The following is a 17,232-nucleotide window of genomic DNA, read 5'->3' as shown; positions in this document are numbered from 1 at the left end:
GTACGCCGAGACATCCCGCCCCGCCGGTACGATTTCAACGTGCCGCTTGCGGATCGCATCGACTAGCGAGCGCAGATAGCCGCCGGGCCCTTCGCGATTGCTGCAGTCGCAGATCTCCTCGAGATCGGCGTCCAGCATCCCTGCAAGTGCCGACGCAAGCGAACGCGTGGTGTCGGTGCGCGAGTAATACACGACAAGAACGTTAGCTTCGGACATTTTGATCTCCGTACCACGTGCCGTTATGCGTTCACATGCGGGATCCGCAGTACCTGTCCCGAGCATAGGCGTGGCTAGGAGAGTTCTCATGATCCATGTCAAGCATCGAACTCGACCGTCATTATTGCTCCATTGGCGTGTAGGGAATGCCTGACATGAGCGTAGGACGCCCTACGCGAAGCTCAGCGTCACCTGATTCTATCCACCGTGCCCTGACCAATACTGACTTTCAGGACAGCAGCAATCGAAAGCCCTGCGACGCTCGCGATAAACGTGCCGAGGTTGACCTGTAAGGAGACCAGCCATGCCGAACGATACTTTATCCGTCCATGCCACTGCGCAGGCCGGACAAGCGCAGGACACACGCGATACCGCCAGCGAACTCGACGAAATTCTCGCGCTGGCCCGCGACTCCGGAATGCTGATCACGCTGGACGGGCAAATCGGGCGCGAGAAATACCAAAGCATCGCGGGCTCACTGCACGCCTTCAAACGCTTCGCTGCGGCGCTCTGCAACAACTTCGGTCAACGCGCGGCAACGTGACCAGCATGCGGCCTATTCACCAAAAGAGGTGAGGCATGAAGCTGACTTTTCTAGGCGCGGCAGAAACTGTCAGCGGCTCGAGGTATCTGCTGGAGGGAGCCGGCCTTCGGGTGCTGATCGCCTGGGACGGCAGCCGCGAAAGCGCCCGCGCCCTCGCCGACGCGATGCAGGTTATCAAACATGCGAAGTTCGTCACCGTAGTGACCGTGGAAGCAGGGCCGACACACAGCGAACCTGCCGGCATCGACTTCGCCGCGTGGCTGGAACGGCACAACATTCAAGCGGGATTTGCGACCGCCCCCTGCGTGTCCGGCGTCTCCGCAGGTTCACTGCTACTGAATATGCTTACCGACCGCCATATCGACCTCGTGGTGATGGGCGCGTACGGCCATGCGCGCGTACAGGAACGACTTTTCGGCGGTGTGACACGAAGCATGCTTCAGTCGATGACGGTACCGGTGCTGATGTCGCATTGATCCGACGCCCGGGGACTCATGGGAGCACAGGGGTACGCGGAAAGAGCCCCTCGCGCAGTTTTGAAGCCCTGCTTGCTGGGCGCTTCCCCTTAAAGGCTTGATGGGATCTCGTCGATCGCAAACTCGCGCCGAACCATGAGAACCGGTACTTTGGTACGGCGCAAGAGCGCTTCGGCCACGCTGCCCAGCAACAGGCGCCCGATTCCATGCCGGCCATGCGTGCCCATCACCACCAGATCGGCCTCGCACTCTTCGGCGGCACGGCAAAGCACACCGGCAATGTCCTTGCCATACGCATCGATGGTGCGCGTGAGGCCGCGCACCTTGCGCTGCTCGAACATCGCGCGCGCGTCTTCCAACGTAGCCCTGGCAGCTTCCGCGTCGGCCGTCGTGCATGGCTGCGCATCGATAAGCCCGGTGCCGACATCGACCAGCCGCGCGGCATGTTCCGCTACGAACACCGCGGTCACGATCGCCTGCGCCGCTTCAGCGATTTTCAGTGCTTCTTCGAGCGCGAGCTGGGCCGCCTGACTGCCGTCGATTGCAACGAGAATCCGTTTGTACATGACTTTCTCCAAGAATTCGCCTCGCTGCAAATGGCTGCGGTCAGCAGGCGTTTCGTGCTTCAGTCTGCAGTTGCGCACCAAAACGCGCTTGACGAAGATCAAGCGCCGCAACCTGCCTCAACGTGATTGCAAGTCGACCGCGTTCCTCGCAACCTCCAGAACAAATGCTCAGTGAAATTGCCGATACGTTATGTGTCAGTAGCAAGACGGTGAGTACCTTTCAATTCCTGGATGCGCCAAAAAATCTCGCGTAGGAAATCCCCTACACGGCTTCGTGCTCGCCTACCTGAAGTTCGTTCCCCGCCGATATCAATTTGAGACAGCGCGACCGATACTTCAATCATGCATTCCAGCCACTCATCTTTGGCGACGGATGGCGGCACGCCCGGCCGCAGACTTGCCTCCCAAGCGTCGCGCGGTAGTTCTTCGACAAGACGAACGAATTTGATCTTGCCTGCAATACGATCAAACGCATTGCCCACGAGCTTTCGCACATGTCCTCTATTAGACAGGAACACACCATGTCCGACGTCGCTGAATACCCAGAAATCATGCCGATCGCGCGCGTCCCGCTGCATGTACTGAAGAATTCAGCGCCTGCAACGTCAGCCAGAGCCCGCACGGTTACCAACTGTTCCGCCTGTACGATGCACGCGCTCTGTATGCCGCAAGGCCTGACGCAGGCAGAAACAGACAGGATGGAAGCGCTGATTAGCACTTCGCGCACCATCAGAAGTGGAGAGTCACTTTATCGCGCCAACGACTCGTTCCAGAGCATCTACGCAGTGCGTGCCGGTTCATTCAAAACCATCGTCATGCATCGCGACGGGCGCGAACAGGTCACCGGCTTTAGTCTCGCTGGCGACGTGCTTGGCCTCGACGGTGTGTGCTCGGGAAGGCATAGTTGCGACGCCCTCGCCATTGAAGACAGCAAGGTCTGCATCATTCCCTTTCATCTGCTCGAAGCGATGTGCCGCGATGTGAAGACGATCCAGCAGCATGTGCATCGCCTGATGGGCGGCGAGATCGTCCGCGAGGCGACGCTCATGATGCTGCTCGGCACGATGTCCGCTGACCAGCGAGTCGCCGCATTTCTGCTGAATCTGTCGGGCAAGCTCAAGTCACGCGGCTACTCGCCGGCGGAATTTCATCTGCGGATGACGCGCGAGGAGATCGGCAGCTACCTCGGAATGAAACTCGAAACAGTCAGCCGGATGTTTTCCAGATTCCAGAAAGACGGGCTGGTGGATACGCACGGTAAGCAGATCAGGATTCTCGACATGGAAGGCCTCGCCCGTGTCTAGTTTGTGCCGCGGCTGAGATCGCGGGACGCGACAAGACTGCGCAAGATGGATTGACGAGACAGCACATCGAACACGCGCGAAGGAGACCCTGAATGAACGCAATTTCCCAACCAACGGCATGGTCCGTCGACCCCCGGCAGCTCGATGAGCATGCGAGTATCGAAGAAAAACTGCGCTTTGCGCTTCGCTATGCGGTGCTGGCGCCGTCCAACCACAATACGCAGCCTTGGCATTTCATCGTCGATGGCGACTGTTTGACGGTCTGTGCCGACCGCACGCGAGCGTTGCCCGTCGTCGATCCATTCGACCGCGAACTGATCATCAGCTGTGGCGCGGCACTGTTCAATCTGCGGGTTGCATTGAGCCGCTTCGGGCTGGCTTATGCGATCACGCCGTTTCCCGCGCCGGCCGACGTAGACGTGTTGGCGCATTTGCGCATTGTTCCCGAGGGCCACTGCGACAACAGCCTCATCCCGCTCTTCGACGCGATCCAGCAGCGCGTCACGACTCGCGACACCTTCGTCGACGAACCGGCGCCACCCGAATTCCAACGACGGCTCCTCGAGGCTGGGGCGGCGGAAGGCTGCGACATCGTCTGCGTCGAAAGCGCAGCTGGGCGCGAAGATCTCGCCGCGCTAATCGGGGAAGCCGATCAGACGCAATTCAAGGATCCGCGATTTCGCAGGGAGCTCGCCAGTTGGGTCCATCCTGGGCGCAACCAGGATGGCATGCCGGCGTTGTCGGCCGGCATGCGCGGCTTGCTCGATCTCGCGGTGCCGCTCGTCAGCTCGGTGATTCGCACGTTCGACCTAGGCGGTGGCGTGGCCGCGGCGCATCACGCACTGGCCATCGGCTCGCCGTTACTGTTGTGCATCACTACCGGAACCGACGACGCCCCCGCGTGGTTCGCTGCCGGCCAGGCGCTCGAGCGGGTGCTGTTGACCGCCGCCGCCGCCGGCATGACGGCCTCCTATCTGAATCAGCCTATCGAATCGACGCCGCTGCGCGAGCGGCTGCGCGCCGTTCTCAATCTGGACGGCATGCCGCAACTGCTGATACGCGTCGGCCGCGGCGCACAGGCGCCCCATTCGCCACGGCGTCCGCTCGCCGACGTGATGTCGTAGCGCGTATACCCGCAGACCGCCAATCGCAGCTTTTGTCCCCGGCAAAAGGCATATGGCCGCTGCGCTCATGATCGGCTTGCCGCCGTTTTCGTGCAGGCTGCGCGCAGCCCGCTCGAGCGGATATCGTTGCGCAATGAACGCGCCACTTGCGTCGTCTTCGCATAACGTCCGCCAATTCACCAAAAGGCACTTTTCATAGTGGATTTTCACGCAGGGCGGCAAAAGCGCGGGCACTGACGTGGGGACGCCCCCCTTACCCGCGAGGAGCAAAGTGTCGTCTCAAGTCGTGGGCATCAGCAGAACAACGAAACTGGCGACGCCTAGAATCAGTGCCAACGCGCCATAGTCGATAAAAGCTTGACTGTCGAACAACAGGCCGCGGATAGTCGCTCCCATCCCTGCCAATGCCGTGAAAACGGCCGCCGCTGCCAGAATGATTCTGGGTTCTGCCCGGCCCATGATTCCTCCCCTGCCTCGATGCGCGTGATTCCCTACAGGTACGACATGCACGAGCCGTCAATGATCAGTTCACGATCGACGCAACGCAGGTATTGCGATTGATTTGCATCAAGCGCCGGCCCCTCTTCCCTCCCGCCCTTCCCGTCACCGATGTCGCGGCGATTGATCCCGGTCAACTCCTGCGGACACACAGCGCGCTTAATGGTTGGTGACGGTGTCGTTAGACCGTCGAGGACAGCCAGTTCGAAGACTGGCTGCATCCAATTGACAGGCCATTGCCCGCTACGAGGCTGGAACCGAAACTCGTCTCGCGTACCGACAGACACCCACCCATACCTCCTGGAGGTAACAGTATGAAACGAAGTATCCTGGTCCTATCAATCGCGCTGGCGACGCTCGGCACGACACCGGCGTGGGCTCAAAACGCGTCCGCGCCCGCCGCGCAAACCACGGAAAGCACCGACAGCATCGTCCAGATGAGGAGTGAGATCCGCGCCGCGAATTCCACATACAACGCAAGAGTGAAGGCAGCAAACAAAGTCCGCGATCAGGCGGTTGCCAAAGCGCGCGCTGAGCGCGACAAGGCCATCGATGCTGCGCGCTCGGAAAGCAGCACTAGTTGAGCGGCGTGTGGCCGGCTGTTGTAGTGTTTGTATGCAGCATCCGGCTGCTGTCCACGCAGCCCCAATCTCTTAACCGCAACGGAGTTCGTGTGGACAAGCGGATACAGCATATTTTGAATCAGATCAGCGCGCTCGAGTCGGAACTTCAGACCGAGTTGCATCAAAGGGAGACAAAGCTCTTTTATCGAATCACGGGCAAACGCGTTGAATTCGATGAAGCCGTTGGCAAGATTCACCGCGAGTCGAAAGCGGGCATCGTTCACTGGATTCTCGATAGCCGACCGCAAAATTTTTTCGCGGCACCGTTCGTCTACGTGCTCATTGTGCCCTTGGTGTTTCTCGAACTTTGCATCTCGATTTACCAGGCCCTCTGCTTTCCAATCTACCGCGTCGCTAAGGTCAAACGTGTCGACTACATCGTATTGGATCGCTCGCAACTCGGCCTTAACTTTATGGAGAAGTTTCACTTCGCGTACTGCGAATATGCGAATGGCCTCTTCGCATACGGTACAGAGATTGCCTCCCGCACGGAGCAGTACTGGTGCCCCATCAAGCACGCCCACAAAGTGCTCGGCACCCATGCAAGATACGAACGTTTCCTGGCCTATGGTGATGCGGAACAATATCAGGCGCGTCTGAAGCAGTTTCGCGAAGCGTTGCGCCAGCAGGAGTAATTGCGCGCTTATCTGTCGTCGATGTTTAAACCGCGCACAGGTGTCGCACCCGGTCGAATGGTGTCGGGCCATTCAGCCGTCGCAGTTGTGGTGTCGGCCAGCACGTCGCACAGCACGAGCGACTGGGTGGCCAGGCTGCCGAGCAGTTTGTCCGCGACATGCGCCGTGGCCGAACCACGCCAGCCGGTTGCGGCGGTGTGGAATCTCGCTGGAAATCAGACATAATCTCGAAGAACTGCTGGCTGTACGACAGCGCCTGGGCGAATCCCGCTGGCGCGAGCAAGGTCGACAGGCACAGCATCTCCGGCAGATTGCCCGCGACGCATGTGCGCGCAAGGCCCTACAGTGTCTCAACGAGGCCAAATAGGATTGCCTGAAGATTTGCCGCGGTCAGCCGTTCAAAAGCGTCGCAGCAAAGACTGGTGATGCCGAACAGTTGGTCGAAGGCACTGCGTTGCATACCGAGCCATTCCGCGGGAATGGTCTGAGCCATCATGCCTCCAAGGCTTACGGCCGGCCTGTGCCGGCCGAAGTTTGCTAGATGCCCGGCATCACGGGATACGGCTCGGTGTGATCGGCCACGCGCTTGACACCAGGTATGTTTTGCGCGGCCACGCGAACCGCTTCGACGGTCTCCAGCGAATGGAATACGCCCCACAGATGCACGACGCCGTCGGCGACGACAATATTGCGCCCGGCGAAGCTCCATTTACGCCCCGCGAGTTCGCCCATTAACATCGCGCGAATCTCACCGTCAGAGAGCGACACATCCGACGCCGACTCCTCCGGGACGCTAGCGAGTGCCTGCACGACATTGGCGCGGCTCACGATACCCACGAGCCGTCCCGCTTCCGTGACGGGCACGCGTTTGATGCGCCGCGTCTCAAGAATGCTGGCCACTTCGCGAAGCGGCGTGTCGGGCTGAACGGACACCACCGCAGTGGTCATCACGTCGCGCACCTTTGCCGCATGGGTCTTGATGTAATCCCGTGCTTCGTGGCTCGCTGACCAGAAATCGAGCCAGGAGGCCCGTGGGCGCTCGTCGGTACCAATTTCGGTGCGGCGGAGCAAATCGCCTTCGCTGATCATGCCCGCGATCTGCCCGTCTGGATTGAGCACCGGCGCGCCGCTAATGCCGTTGCCGACAAAAATTCTGGCGACCTCTTGCACGGTCATCTCGGGTGTGACCGATATGACGTTACTGGTCATGACATCGGATACGCGCATGGTAAGCCCCCTGAACGGTTAGGATCCTTCAGTGTGTGGGGACGGCCCGTACCGGCCGTCTGTATCCGGCCATCGGCAAGCCCTCACGTGGTTTGAGATTAGGCCCGCCTGACATACCATCATTTGACATGGATCATATCGAAGGCCGTTCTGTGCGCCTGTCGATCCGCCCGCTGTAACAATGCCTCGCCGCCTGATTCAGTTCAGATCACCCGGCACCAGCCTTCTTGTCGAACAGGCGGCATACAGTTTGGTTTGTCCATGGTGCAAAACGATCAAGCTTTCAACGATGCGCAACTAGCCGCAACGGTTCCGAGCGCAGTTGCAGCGGTCCACGCCGAAATTCACTCGGACGAAAGCCATTCCAACGCCGTGAATTTCGACTCGGAGTTCGAGCGGGATGTGGGATTCGACAGTCTTGCTCGCGCAGACCTCTCTTTGCCCGGATCGAGCAAGCACTGCATGTGCGCGTGCCGCTCAAAGCGGTTCAACGGTTCTGACACCCGCTGATCGACAAAGTGTTGGACATCTTGAGCCGAAGCCACTCCATACCTTCGCGCAAGCCCGCCAGAACGGCTTCGCGCTCGGTCGGAAAAATACCGCTGTGCTTGAACTCGTGTTTGAAGATTCCATCTGATGTGTGATGGCTGAGTTGGATAGAGCAATCAAAGCCGCCCGCTGCGGGATGTGTGGTTGCGGCGACTGACCAGTCGCCGTCGCCCACGTTAGCTGAAAGCGTCATCAGTTGCTCCCTGTTGATGCGTCGTCGAAGTGAAGCACGCGGGGCAGGCAAGCATCTCTACACCACCGTCAGATTGTCGACGACCGCGCGCACGCCCGGTGCCGACCACGCCGCCCCGCGCGCGGCCGAGCGCTCAGCCATCGAGTCAACCATGCCGGTGAGCGTGACCTTTCCCTCGTGCACCTTCACGCCGATGTGTTTCGCCTCGCGTTCGGCGTGGCGTTGCAGCGCCTTGCCGATCTGTTCGCCGATATCCTGCGCGGCCGCGTCGCCGCCTATCTGAATGAGGTTCGAGACACCTGTCACGCCACGCATCTGTGAAATCGTGCGCGTGGCGACGTGACTCTGGTAGGCCCAATCGACTTCGCCGCTCAATGTCACCCAGCCCTTTTCGACCTGCACCTTGACCGCTTCCTCGCTCAACCCCACAGTCCAGTGCATGATCGCGCGAACGGCGTTGGCAACTTCCTCGTCAGTCCTCACGTCCGAATGCAACAGACGAACGTCCAATTCCACAACGACGGCCTTCACCCCGGCCACACGCTGTGCGGCTTTTTCCGCCGCGAGCTTCTCGGCATAGCTTGTCAGATGGCCCGATAGCGTCACGACGCGATCACGCACTTCGACGCCGATGTCCGTGGCGTTGACCGCCGGATCCCAGGTCAGTTCGTCTTCGACCTGCCGTTTCAATTCCATGTCCGACTTCATTGCGTGCTCCTCAGTTGCAAATAGCTATTCGGCGTCAGTTGATCTGCAAGCGCTTGCGTTCGGATGGCGCTCTCTTCGGCAGCGTCAGAGAAAGCACGCCGTCCCTGTACTCGTCCGCGACCGCCCTCTCATCGATTTCGCTTGCCAATGAAAACGCACGGCTGACGCTGCCCGTATCACGGCCCCGGCGAATCACATGCTCGCCGTCTTTCATTTCCTGATTCTGTTCGACTTTCATGCTGCTGATCGAAACTAGGTTGCCCTCGAACTTCACGTCGATGTCTTTGCTTTCAGCGCCCGGCATTCCCGCCTTCACGGTGTATGCGCTACCGCTTTCAGTTAGTCGGCCTCCGGCCCTGCTCCACACGGAACCGGGTCGAGGCCGGTGCATTCCGGCGGCGCTTCGTTGGCGGGCAATCACTGGTCTCCGCACTCGCATCGAGCATCCCATATGACTGACTTTAGGCTCGTCTGAGCGACACCGATTGACATGCATCAAGCGACACGCACCGCAGGCCAACGCACCTGAAAGCATGATTTCGGTCAAGCCGGAACAGGGGGCCGCGTCTATTCTGAAGCCAGGCTCGCACGTCGGATGCGCTGCATCTCGAACTCGTAGGCCTGCCGGCGCGCTTCCTGGCTGAAACTGGGCATTTGCAGCGCGAAGGCTAGATTCGCGCGGTACAGATCGAACCGTGTAACGGATTTGCCAGCCATCATGGATCTCCCGAGGTGGTGAAGCGGTCCGTGCGTGCAAAACGCGGGCTCGGCAGCGGTGCGTCCAATGTAGGCGCGGCTGTCAGAAGTCGGTTGACCTGAATCAATCGCAAGGCGGCTTGCCGCGACAGCGAGTGCAGTGTGCTCCGCCGGGCCGTTTTCGCGGTGCGCTTACAGCGGCGAAAACGCCCTGACGATAGGCGGCAGCAGCGGCATTATTCGGCGTAGACTTAGTTTGTTCCTGCTTTATCTGAATTGAACCGATCGATCGCATCTCACACCTTTGTCGGAGATACCGGTGGTTTTCAACTGGAACGATCCAAAGCGCAGTGCCGGATCGGCGAACGATTCCGACGTGCCGCTGGAGGACCGCTATCCGTTGCTGATAGACGCGGTGCAGGATTATGCAATCTTCATGCTCGATCCTACGGGACGCGTGGCAAGCTGGAACAGCGGCGCGCGCAAAATCAAAGGCTATGTGGCCGACGAAATCATCGGCCGACATTTCTCGATCTTCTATATGCCTGAAGACGTCGCCGCCGACAAGCCGGGCCGCGAACTGGTTCTCGCGACCGCGCAAGGCCGCGCGGAGGACCAGGGGTGGCGCGTGCGGCGCGACGGCTCACGATTCTGGGCAGACGTCACGATCACGGCCGTCCACGATACGTCCGGCGCCCTGCTGGGCTTTGCCAAGGTCACCCGGGATATGACGGAGCGCATGCGGCTCGCCGAACTCGAGCACGCCAGCGAATTGTCTGCACATATGCAGGTCGCCCGCGAAGATGAGCAAAGACGCATTGCACGTGAGTTGCACGACGATCTCGGCCAGCAACTCATTGCGCTCAAGATGGGCATCATTGCGCTCAGTCAGCGCCTCGCCGCAAATGGGACCGATCCATCCGGATCCGCCGCCGCGATCGCCTTGCAAGGTCAGATCGACAGCATGATCGCATCGCTTCGCCGCATTGCCGCGAATTTGCGGCCGCCCATGCTGGACGATCTCGGTCTCGCGGCGGCACTCGAATGGCTGGTGGACGATTTCACGCAGCGGTTTCACATGTCCGTCAAGTTCCATACCGATATCGACGACGCGACCGTCGCGCCGTTTGCGGCCAGCGCGCTATACCGCATCGTGCAGGAAGCGCTGACGAATGTGGCCCGGCATGCGCAGGCAAGCGAGGTGCTAATCGAGGCATCGAGCGATGCTGACACCTGCACGATTCATATCGAAGACAATGGCCGCGGTACGATCGTGGCTGACGCTGGCAAGCGCGGTTCATTTGGACTGCTCGGCATGCGGGAGCGGGTGCGCCAACTGCACGGCACCCTGAAGATCGATAGCGCGCCCGACAAGGGATTCAGGATCGCCGTGCAGATACCGATCAATGCGATTCGTCCGGATGAGAGCCCGCCAGTTTGACCATCTCGAGCGGAACGCTGGCAGTACGCGCTTCGCCGCCCAGCGTCTGCACGTCTTTTCGCAGCGCGGCGATCTCACCGCGTAGCGCCTTGATGTCACGATGCATCTCGCGCCTCAAGATCCGCTCTTCCTGTTCGACGAACACCGCGGCGATGCTGGCGAAAACCAGCGACAGGAGTCCGTAGCCGAGCAACACGACGAAGGCGGCGAAAACGCGCGATGCAGGCGTGGTCGGCGCCAGGTCGCCAAAGCCGACTGTCGCGCTGCTTTCGAAAGCGAGCCAGATGCCTTCGGCGTATGTATGTACGCTCGGTTCGAGCCAGTAAAATCCGGCGCCTGCGAACACGAGCAGCAATGCGGCCGTTAGCAGCAGCAGCCACAGGCGGCCAGGCGAGAAATAACTTCGCAACGACACCACGATGCGCACCGCCACGAGCCCCACGAACAAGATGCGCAACACCCATTCGACCGACGACCACGGCGCGATTCCTCCCACCACACTCGCCGCTGCCGCCACAGCAATCAGAACGTCGTAACCATTGCGTCTGAGGAACCGCTGCGGTTTGTGGCTCAGACAGGCCATACGGGCCAGGACCGCCGCGAATCCAGCAGACATGCAGGCGTAGAGCGCGCGCCCGCCCAGCTGAAACCCGGATGCAGTCGCCAGTTCGAAATAGAACGCGGGAATGGCGAGCACGGTGAAAGCGAATAGAACCCACTGCATCCACCGCCATGCCCGCACGGCGCGCGCATTGTCGTGCGGGTCGACGCCGGCAAGACCCGCAACACGCAAACTCTCCTTCATGTCGACACCGCCCTCAGCAGCGCAAAAGCTGTCGCCCGCCCGCTTTCCATTTCCGCTTGGTCATTTTTCATTCAACGGCATGACGTACCGTTGCCCTCAAACTCGCCTGTTCTTAAAAGTACGGGTATGACGAAGTAGATGATTTGACCTGGATCATCGACCGTCATGCGAGCAGCATTCTGCTCGCCGTGGTGACAGTTGACCGATGAAAGAAGAATTCATCATCGTCCCCGCGGTGCTGTTGCGATTGATTTCCATCAAGGCTGCCGCGCTTCGTCTCGCTCGCGAGACTCCTGCCATGAACGCGTGCGGCGCTCCGCTCCCCCCTTGATATGCATCAAGAGGCGCCGCCCGCCACTCGGTCATAGTCGCCCTGCACCCACGCTGATTCGCCGCGAACCGCAAACGACGGAGCGCAGGCGCCGGCGCCTCATGGCCAACAAGAGCCCGCCCTCATCGGTAAAGCGTTTCGCGCTTCACCGTCTTCATGACTCATGTGAGGAGTATGTCTACCATCGATACCGCTCCACCCAACGCCGCCGCATTGCAGATTCCGCTCGCACGGCATGCCAGCATCGACGGCATGGAGGCTGATCGCGCCCTCGTTGCCGAGGCAGGCCAGGATCACGAAGCGTTCTGGGCGTCGCTCGCCCCACAGAAACGCATACGGGAACGACGGAATGTCGCTCATGTGAATCCCGCCGCAGACCACCACGCCCCCCTTCGCGACCGCTTGCAATGCTTGCGGAATGAGCGCACCGACCGGTGCGAAAAGCAACGCCGCATCGAGCTTGTCGGGCGGCGCCTCGTCACTGCTGCCCGTCTAAGCCGCGCCGAGACGCAGTGCGAGTTGCTGGGCTGCGTGATCGCCGGAGCGCGTGAACGCATACGTGCGTTGCTGATGACGCGCAACCTGCGCGACGATATTGCGCCGCGGCGCCAAAACCGTAGATGCCGATCCGCTGCGCGCTGCCCGCCATGCTCAGGGTGCGATAGCCGATGAGACCGGCGCATAGCAGCGGCGCCGCCTCGATGTCCGTGTACTGCCCCGGCAGATGAAAGCAGTAGCGGCTGTCGGCGATGGTGCGCTCAGCGTAACCGCCGTCGATCGTATAGCCTGTGAAGCCGGATTCGTCGCACAGATTTTCCCGCGCCGACAGGCAGTAGCGGCAATGCCCGCAGGTGTGGCCGACCCACGGCACCCCCATCCAATCGCCAACGGCGAACCCTGTCACGCCCGCGCCGAGCCTGGCTACCGTGCCGACGATTTCGTGGCCTGGAATGACCGGCTGTTTGGGATGCTCGAGTTCGTGGTCCACCAGATGAAGATCGGTGCGACACACGCCGCACGCGTGAATATCGATCAGGATCTGGCCGGGACCGGCGGCGGGATCGGGCACCTCCTGCTCCCGCAGCGATGCTGCGCTACCGTCGAATACCATCGCACGCATAAGATGCTCCTCGAACTTGCTCCAGCGGCCCACTACAGGGCTTTTGCTGGCGTGGAGCATTTAAAGAAGCGTTGCGCTCCGCCGCCCCGCCGAATTCACCCGCAAAAGCGGAAGTAGCCGCTGTGCATCAGAACCGGTTTGGCGCCGATCTCGTTAAGCAGTCGCCTGGCTGCGTGTTCGATCGGATGCCGGTTCGAGTTAAATGCGGCGATCAGATCGTCTTCGCGCAGCGACGCGGCGCCGAAATGATCTTCGAGGGCTTCGGCGGTGATCGCGCACTGGACGCGAGCACCGTCCACTTCGGCCGGGAACGCGACGACGAGGTCGCGCGCGCAATACTCCGGATGTTCCTCGGGAAAATGAATCTTCATGACCATCACCAGGTTCGTTGCGCAGGATCTGACGCTGGAACGGCGTGTCTGCACGCCCACGCACGTGCAACACTTTCTTGGCCGCCCATTCTGTGCGACACCCGTCTGTCGCCAGCATAGGAGTTAAGCGCGATACATCAAATTCACGGCTTGCGTCCTGGTTGACCGAGGTCAACGGCACGCAAGTCACCGCCTCTACACTGACCTCATTCCCCTTGCAAAGGAGCGCGTGCCATGAACGCCCTATCCCGAAGTTGTCTGGTGACATGTGCAGTATTCGTGCTGACTGGCTCTGCTGCGCACGCCGAAACGGAGCCGACCGCGCTTGTCGATCAGCAACACTGCATGTTCTGCCACACGCGCGATGCACCATTCCTCGCGCCGTCGTTCCAGCAGATCGCCGAGCACTATCGCAACGTGCCGAATGCGCAGTTCATGCTCGAGCACAAGCTGCGGCTCGGCGGCAAGGCGCATTGGGGCGATATGGCAATGCCGCTGCCAGCCGATCGCGGCGGCCCGTTGTCGGCGGAGGATGCGCATACGCTGGTGCAATGGGTATTGAGTCAATGAGATTGCCTTCGCGGGGACGACCCGCAATCCGGCTTCATTCAAAGTAAGCGTTCGTTTCGGAGATTCACATGCGCCTCACTATTCATCTCGACACGTTCGATCGTGTCCATCCGATGGCATTTGCAATCCTGTGGCTGGACAAGGACACGCGGCGATGGTCGCGCGAAGGACACCTCGGTCTCGATCTGCCCGAATGGGGCGTACTGCATGTGGATTGCGGCAACACGCTTGTGTGCGGGCCGGAAGGTTCGGCGCCCGTTTGCGTGCTCGAAGGGCTCGATCTGAACGACTCCGACGGGCCGTTCGAGGGCGAAACCGGACGTGCACAATGGTGCGCGGAAAGCGGCCGCGACCTAATGTCCGGCCACTGGCACGTCCAATGTATCGACACCGATCAGATAGAACCGGAGCACGGTCTCTTTGCCGCCGGCAACGACGTGTGAAGTGCAGACGTCACCGGCACCTGGAGGAGCCAACGCCATGGGACTCACAACCGATCTGCACGGCGTCCGTCACGCGTACGGGCTCTGTTTCGTGCGTGCGCCGTGGGCTTATTTCACGCGTTTGCCCCTTGACCAGCAATGGGGCGACGGGTGGGAGCGTGCACCCTTCGAGAGGCATGCGGGCCTGCCCTACGAAGACACCGCGCAACAGATTCTGACCGTCGCTTTCGACGGGCCGTTGCTGCCGCCCGACGCCGGATACGACGGCCGCGCACGCAGCGTGAACGAGATCAATCGAGGCGACGCACCATGGCTGCGCACGCAGAATTTCATCAGCAACGCGCCGATCAGGATCGCCGCGGGCGTGTCGCTCGAGAAATTCGTGGAACTGGTCGAACTGGCGGGCGGACATGTATTTGCCCCGCTTGGCTGGGGGGCACTGCGTCTGGAGCCGATCGTACCAACCGAGTCTTCAAGCGCTGTAACGTGCCAGCGCCTGATCGATGCTCCATGACCGGCATCACACAAAGTTGCGCGCTTACATATCGCCGCCGTTCGCCGTAGTAAGCAACTGTACAAAACATGCGGTGTTGCCAGCCAGGGCAGCGATGCGGTAGCAAAGCAACTGTCGCATTCTGGAACTGCGCCTTGAAACATTCTCTGCGGACCGCTCCTGATGACGTTGCAACCTTCGATTCGCGAAAATCTCATGCGAAGAACCTCGACCTGCTGCTTGTAGTTCAGTTCAATAGGCAACGATCATGGCAGGAATAGATTCAGGTCCGCCGGGCAGCCGCTCTCAGGAGAAAATATCCCGGATCTCTGAGATTGAGCCACCTACACCCCGAAGTCGGCATCTCAAGCGCAACGAGCTGATACTCCAAGAGTGCATCCAGATCGACGGGGTTAGGTCGTCCCGATCCGGCGTCTCCCTGCAGAAGTATTAAGGACACGAACTCATGCGGACTGAGCATTTTCGTATCCTCAGCGATGCCCTGCGGCGAATAGTCACCAACCCGATAATCGCGTTTTTGAACAAGTGCGCGGCAATCCTCCCCCTTCAGGGGGCCGCGTCCAGCGCATCCACGCGAGCGTCGCGAACGCGCGTCACGATTTCCTGCACAAAACATCGAACACGATCAGCAGGAATCACGCGACGATCGCCGTCGAAGACTTACAAGTGCGCAACATGAGCAAGTCGGCGAGCCATACGGCCAACGCGCCGGGTCGCTATGTCCGGGCAAAGTCGGGACTTAAAAAGGCCATCCTCGATGAGGGTGGTTCGAGTTTTGCCGCCAGTTGAAGTACAAAACCGCGCACCTTGTGACGGCGATCACTAAATCGTGTTCCGCTTGCGTCACTCATGTGGACACGATAAGTGATTACGATACGCCGTCGACGCGCATTTTGTCGCAGGTGCTGGATTCCACGTGGATATCAATGGGCAGGTGGCGAGCGAGGCGCTCGTCACGAAGGAAGACAGTGTTGTATTGTGCAGGTGGGAGACAAGCTTCGCGAGCTCGCACTGATCAAGTCTTACAGCGATAAGTTTTGCTGCCAGGGCGACTTTGCTTTCCGCTGCGACTGGGTTTGGGAAAGTCCCCTCAAGTCAGCATGTGTCGACCGATCGTGAAGTTCATTAACTCCGCTGGCTGCTCGGCGGCGCCATCGTAACGGGAACGGATATCTGGACAACGCATCTTAACGGCGGAATCAGTTTACAAAGATAAGCACTCGACCAATCTGCGTTACTCGCGCTGGCATCGAGATGCGTAGGCGCGAGCCATTTTTCAACAAGAGATCGCAAGGTAATGCGGCTGGTGTTCATGGCATGCTCCCGAAATCGGTTCGAACTGCGACGGAAGACTGTTTTACAGGTCCGTGAAACTATTATTGGATGGGCGCAGGTGAAGTTAAATCAGAGCCGCCTGAGAGTAACGTAGCCAAAAGGCTGTGTCGCAACAAGGCTCTGCGGTAAAATTCGCCGTTCGATACTGACGGCGAATCCGATGGCCAGGGAGAAGAAAACGGCGCGCAAGACACTTCCCGCAGACATTGGTAAGGTGCTCAAACGCCTGCACTATCCGCTGGATGTGATCATGCTGTGTGTGCGGTGGTACGTGGCGTATTCGCTGAGCCTGCGCAAGCTCGAGGAAATGATGACCGAGCGGGGTATCGCGGTTGACCATTCCACGGTGCATCGCTGGGTGATCAAGCTCGTGCCGCTGTTTGAAAAGGCATTTCGCCGTCGCAAGCGCCCGGTGGGCAGGAGCTGGCGCGTAGATGAGACCTACGTCAAGGTCAAGGGACAATGGAAATTTCTGTACCGCGTCGTCGACAAGGCGGGCAACACAGTCGATTTCCTGCTGCGTGCCCATCGCGACAAAGCCGCAGCGCATCGCTACTTGAAGAAAGCGATTGATCAGAACGGCGAGCCCGAAACGATCACGGTGGACAAGAGCGGCGCCAATCTGGCCGCCCTCGAAGCGCTCAACGCCGGGCGACCAACACCGATCAAAATCCGGCAAAACAAATACCTGAACAACATCGTCGAGCAGGACCACCGCGCTATCAAACGGATCATCAGACCGATGATGGGCTTCAAGGATTTTCGCTGCGCGCGCATCATCCTGTCCGGCATCGAGATTGCGCACATGATTCGTAAAGGGCAGATGCATGATGATGGCGTCGCTGCGACTGATGCCGATCAATTCTATTCTCTTGCGATGTAGGCAGTCCTCTTCATTGCGGTCATTTGCTCAGCTTACCTTCCTTTAACGCGACACTACCGG

The 17,232-nt window shown here is 59.9% G+C and carries 23 protein-coding genes and 4 pseudogenes; 13 read left to right on the top strand and 14 right to left on the bottom strand.

The features are described 5' to 3' along the window. Positions 1 to 216 (bottom strand): annotated as a pseudogene (locus tag P0D80_RS46295) (flavodoxin); the annotation flags it as partial. A gap of 304 nt (positions 217 to 520) precedes the next feature. Here P0D80_RS46295 and P0D80_RS46290 point away from each other — a divergent pair. Together P0D80_RS46290 and P0D80_RS46285 are read left to right on the top strand one after the other, a co-directional pair. Beyond that, positions 521 to 760 (top strand): hypothetical protein, encoded by a 240-nt coding sequence (locus tag P0D80_RS46290; protein WP_408294525.1) that lies wholly within the window; start codon positions 521 to 523, stop codon positions 758 to 760. Between the two features lie 101 nt (positions 761 to 861). Beyond that, positions 862 to 1,236, top strand: a pseudogene (locus P0D80_RS46285) (universal stress protein); the annotation flags it as partial. Between the two features lie 89 nt (positions 1,237 to 1,325). Here P0D80_RS46285 and P0D80_RS46280 read toward each other — a convergent pair. Beyond that, entirely contained in the window at positions 1,326 to 1,802 is a 477-nt protein-coding gene (locus tag P0D80_RS46280; RefSeq protein WP_408294522.1) for a universal stress protein, read from the bottom strand. 188 nt (positions 1,803 to 1,990) lie between these two features. Beyond that, complete coding sequence (locus P0D80_RS46275; RefSeq protein WP_408294520.1) at positions 1,991 to 2,284, bottom strand: hypothetical protein; 294 nt, start codon at positions 2,282 to 2,284, stop codon at positions 1,991 to 1,993. A gap of 39 nt (positions 2,285 to 2,323) precedes the next feature. Between P0D80_RS46275 and fnr the strand changes: the two genes are divergently transcribed. Then, positions 2,324 to 3,106, top strand: coding sequence for a fumarate/nitrate reduction transcriptional regulator Fnr (gene fnr, locus P0D80_RS46270; RefSeq protein ID WP_408294518.1), 783 nt, complete (start codon positions 2,324 to 2,326; stop codon positions 3,104 to 3,106). Positions 3,107 to 3,198: 92 nt separating this feature from the next. Next, positions 3,199 to 4,230: an Acg family FMN-binding oxidoreductase gene (locus P0D80_RS46265; protein ID WP_408294515.1), complete on the top strand. Its 1,032-nt coding sequence runs from the start codon at positions 3,199 to 3,201 to the stop codon at positions 4,228 to 4,230. 279 nt (positions 4,231 to 4,509) lie between these two features. Here P0D80_RS46265 and P0D80_RS46260 read toward each other — a convergent pair whose 3' ends face one another. Continuing rightward, a complete protein-coding gene (locus P0D80_RS46260) occupies positions 4,510 to 4,689 on the bottom strand; it encodes a DUF2964 family protein (RefSeq protein ID WP_408294512.1) in 180 nt (59 codons plus the stop codon). A 353-nt stretch (positions 4,690 to 5,042) separates the two neighbouring features. Here P0D80_RS46260 and P0D80_RS46255 point away from each other — a divergent pair, with 353 nt between their 5' ends. Further along, positions 5,043 to 5,312: a hypothetical protein gene (locus P0D80_RS46255; protein WP_408294509.1), complete on the top strand. Its 270-nt coding sequence runs from the start codon at positions 5,043 to 5,045 to the stop codon at positions 5,310 to 5,312. 5 nt (positions 5,313 to 5,317) lie between these two features. After that, positions 5,318 to 5,986, top strand: a complete 669-nt coding sequence (locus P0D80_RS46250) for a hypothetical protein (RefSeq protein WP_408294528.1) — start codon at positions 5,318 to 5,320, stop codon at positions 5,984 to 5,986. 25 nt (positions 5,987 to 6,011) lie between these two features. On the opposite strand, the gene P0D80_RS46245 is transcribed toward P0D80_RS46250, so the two are convergent. The 7 genes from P0D80_RS46245 to P0D80_RS46215 form a co-directional block, all read right to left on the bottom strand. Continuing rightward, a complete protein-coding gene (locus P0D80_RS46245; protein ID WP_408294507.1) occupies positions 6,012 to 6,287 on the bottom strand; it encodes a hypothetical protein in 276 nt (91 codons plus the stop codon). A gap of 39 nt (positions 6,288 to 6,326) precedes the next feature. Further along, positions 6,327 to 6,479 (bottom strand): hypothetical protein, encoded by a 153-nt coding sequence (locus P0D80_RS46240; protein WP_408294504.1) that lies wholly within the window; start codon positions 6,477 to 6,479, stop codon positions 6,327 to 6,329. 44 nt (positions 6,480 to 6,523) lie between these two features. Further along, the gene (locus tag P0D80_RS46235; protein WP_408294501.1) at positions 6,524 to 7,213 is read right to left on the bottom strand and encodes a CBS domain-containing protein; all 690 of its coding nucleotides are present in this window, start codon (positions 7,211 to 7,213) and stop codon (positions 6,524 to 6,526) included. A 487-nt stretch (positions 7,214 to 7,700) separates the two neighbouring features. Beyond that, entirely contained in the window at positions 7,701 to 7,955 is a 255-nt protein-coding gene (locus P0D80_RS46230; protein ID WP_408294498.1) for a UDP-glucose 4-epimerase, read from the bottom strand. Positions 7,956 to 8,012: 57 nt separating this feature from the next. Beyond that, entirely contained in the window at positions 8,013 to 8,663 is a 651-nt protein-coding gene (locus tag P0D80_RS46225; RefSeq protein WP_408294495.1) for a BON domain-containing protein, read from the bottom strand. 34 nt (positions 8,664 to 8,697) lie between these two features. Then, complete coding sequence (locus tag P0D80_RS46220) at positions 8,698 to 9,084, bottom strand: Hsp20/alpha crystallin family protein (protein WP_408294492.1); 387 nt, start codon at positions 9,082 to 9,084, stop codon at positions 8,698 to 8,700. 146 nt (positions 9,085 to 9,230) lie between these two features. Next, positions 9,231 to 9,383, bottom strand: coding sequence for a hypothetical protein (locus P0D80_RS46215; RefSeq protein WP_408294489.1), 153 nt, complete (start codon positions 9,381 to 9,383; stop codon positions 9,231 to 9,233). A 295-nt stretch (positions 9,384 to 9,678) separates the two neighbouring features. On the opposite strand from P0D80_RS46215, the gene P0D80_RS46210 reads away from it, so the two are divergent. After that, on the top strand, positions 9,679 to 10,800 hold the full coding sequence (locus P0D80_RS46210) for a PAS domain-containing sensor histidine kinase (protein WP_408294486.1): 1,122 nt from the start codon (positions 9,679 to 9,681) through the stop codon (positions 10,798 to 10,800). Here the strand turns inward: P0D80_RS46210 and P0D80_RS46205 are convergent. Then, a complete protein-coding gene (locus tag P0D80_RS46205; RefSeq protein WP_408294483.1) occupies positions 10,763 to 11,605 on the bottom strand; it encodes a potassium channel family protein in 843 nt (280 codons plus the stop codon). The genes P0D80_RS46210 and P0D80_RS46205 overlap by 38 nt on opposite strands. A 205-nt stretch (positions 11,606 to 11,810) precedes the next feature. Between P0D80_RS46205 and P0D80_RS46200 the strand changes: the two genes are divergently transcribed. Then, positions 11,811 to 11,936 carry a hypothetical protein gene (locus P0D80_RS46200; RefSeq protein ID WP_408294480.1) on the top strand — a complete coding sequence of 42 codons (126 nt, stop codon included), beginning with the start codon at positions 11,811 to 11,813 and terminating at the stop codon, positions 11,934 to 11,936. 309 nt (positions 11,937 to 12,245) lie between these two features. Here P0D80_RS46200 and P0D80_RS46195 read toward each other — a convergent pair. Further along, positions 12,246 to 13,056, bottom strand: a pseudogene (locus P0D80_RS46195) (alcohol dehydrogenase catalytic domain-containing protein); the annotation flags it as partial. A gap of 95 nt (positions 13,057 to 13,151) precedes the next feature. After that, positions 13,152 to 13,427, bottom strand: a complete 276-nt coding sequence (locus P0D80_RS46190) for a DUF1488 family protein (RefSeq protein ID WP_408294477.1) — start codon at positions 13,425 to 13,427, stop codon at positions 13,152 to 13,154. 234 nt (positions 13,428 to 13,661) lie between these two features. On the opposite strand from P0D80_RS46190, the gene P0D80_RS46185 reads away from it, so the two are divergent. The 5 genes and pseudogenes from P0D80_RS46185 (at position 13,662) to P0D80_RS46165 (ending at position 17,172) form a co-directional block, all read left to right on the top strand. Then, a complete protein-coding gene (locus P0D80_RS46185; RefSeq protein WP_408294475.1) occupies positions 13,662 to 13,997 on the top strand; it encodes a c-type cytochrome in 336 nt (111 codons plus the stop codon). 68 nt (positions 13,998 to 14,065) lie between these two features. Next, entirely contained in the window at positions 14,066 to 14,440 is a 375-nt protein-coding gene (locus tag P0D80_RS46180) for a DUF3564 domain-containing protein (protein ID WP_408294472.1), read from the top strand. A gap of 37 nt (positions 14,441 to 14,477) precedes the next feature. After that, on the top strand, positions 14,478 to 14,954 hold the full coding sequence (locus tag P0D80_RS46175) for a hypothetical protein (protein ID WP_408294469.1): 477 nt from the start codon (positions 14,478 to 14,480) through the stop codon (positions 14,952 to 14,954). A 555-nt stretch (positions 14,955 to 15,509) separates the two neighbouring features. Further along, positions 15,510 to 15,757, top strand: a pseudogene (locus P0D80_RS46170) (transposase); the annotation flags it as partial. Positions 15,758 to 16,449: 692 nt separating this feature from the next. Beyond that, a complete protein-coding gene (locus tag P0D80_RS46165) occupies positions 16,450 to 17,172 on the top strand; it encodes an IS6 family transposase (RefSeq protein WP_408294466.1) in 723 nt (240 codons plus the stop codon). Positions 17,173 to 17,232: the final 60 nt, after the last annotated feature.

The sequence above is a fragment of the Paraburkholderia sp. RL17-373-BIF-A genome (genome assembly GCF_046030175.1).
Lineage (GTDB): Bacteria > Pseudomonadota > Gammaproteobacteria > Burkholderiales > Burkholderiaceae > Paraburkholderia.
Note: the sequence above shows the minus strand (reverse complement) of the source record. Positions and strands in the feature narration are given on the sequence as shown.

Excerpts from the sequence above, each read along its gene's own strand:
- P0D80_RS46290 (WP_408294525.1), top strand. The coding sequence starts at position 521 with ATGCCGAACGATACTTTATCCGTCCATGCCACTGCGCAGGCCGGACAA.
- P0D80_RS46280 (WP_408294522.1), bottom strand. The coding sequence starts at position 1,802 with ATGTACAAACGGATTCTCGTTGCAATCGACGGCAGTCAGGCGGCCCAG.
- fnr (WP_408294518.1), top strand. The coding sequence starts at position 2,324 with ATGTCCGACGTCGCTGAATACCCAGAAATCATGCCGATCGCGCGCGTC.
- P0D80_RS46265 (WP_408294515.1), top strand. The coding sequence starts at position 3,199 with ATGAACGCAATTTCCCAACCAACGGCATGGTCCGTCGACCCCCGGCAG.
- P0D80_RS46260 (WP_408294512.1), bottom strand. The coding sequence starts at position 4,689 with ATGGGCCGGGCAGAACCCAGAATCATTCTGGCAGCGGCGGCCGTTTTC.
- P0D80_RS46255 (WP_408294509.1), top strand. The coding sequence starts at position 5,043 with ATGAAACGAAGTATCCTGGTCCTATCAATCGCGCTGGCGACGCTCGGC.
- P0D80_RS46245 (WP_408294507.1), bottom strand. The coding sequence starts at position 6,287 with ATGCTGTGCCTGTCGACCTTGCTCGCGCCAGCGGGATTCGCCCAGGCG.
- P0D80_RS46240 (WP_408294504.1), bottom strand. The coding sequence starts at position 6,479 with ATGGCTCAGACCATTCCCGCGGAATGGCTCGGTATGCAACGCAGTGCC.
- P0D80_RS46235 (WP_408294501.1), bottom strand. The coding sequence starts at position 7,213 with ATGCGCGTATCCGATGTCATGACCAGTAACGTCATATCGGTCACACCC.
- P0D80_RS46230 (WP_408294498.1), bottom strand. The coding sequence starts at position 7,955 with ATGACGCTTTCAGCTAACGTGGGCGACGGCGACTGGTCAGTCGCCGCA.
- P0D80_RS46225 (WP_408294495.1), bottom strand. The coding sequence starts at position 8,663 with ATGAAGTCGGACATGGAATTGAAACGGCAGGTCGAAGACGAACTGACC.
- P0D80_RS46215 (WP_408294489.1), bottom strand. The coding sequence starts at position 9,383 with ATGATGGCTGGCAAATCCGTTACACGGTTCGATCTGTACCGCGCGAAT.
- P0D80_RS46205 (WP_408294483.1), bottom strand. The coding sequence starts at position 11,605 with ATGAAGGAGAGTTTGCGTGTTGCGGGTCTTGCCGGCGTCGACCCGCAC.
- P0D80_RS46200 (WP_408294480.1), top strand. The coding sequence starts at position 11,811 with ATGAAAGAAGAATTCATCATCGTCCCCGCGGTGCTGTTGCGATTGATT.
- P0D80_RS46190 (WP_408294477.1), bottom strand. The coding sequence starts at position 13,427 with ATGAAGATTCATTTTCCCGAGGAACATCCGGAGTATTGCGCGCGCGAC.
- P0D80_RS46185 (WP_408294475.1), top strand. The coding sequence starts at position 13,662 with ATGAACGCCCTATCCCGAAGTTGTCTGGTGACATGTGCAGTATTCGTG.
- P0D80_RS46180 (WP_408294472.1), top strand. The coding sequence starts at position 14,066 with ATGCGCCTCACTATTCATCTCGACACGTTCGATCGTGTCCATCCGATG.
- P0D80_RS46175 (WP_408294469.1), top strand. The coding sequence starts at position 14,478 with ATGGGACTCACAACCGATCTGCACGGCGTCCGTCACGCGTACGGGCTC.
- P0D80_RS46165 (WP_408294466.1), top strand. The coding sequence starts at position 16,450 with ATGGCCAGGGAGAAGAAAACGGCGCGCAAGACACTTCCCGCAGACATT.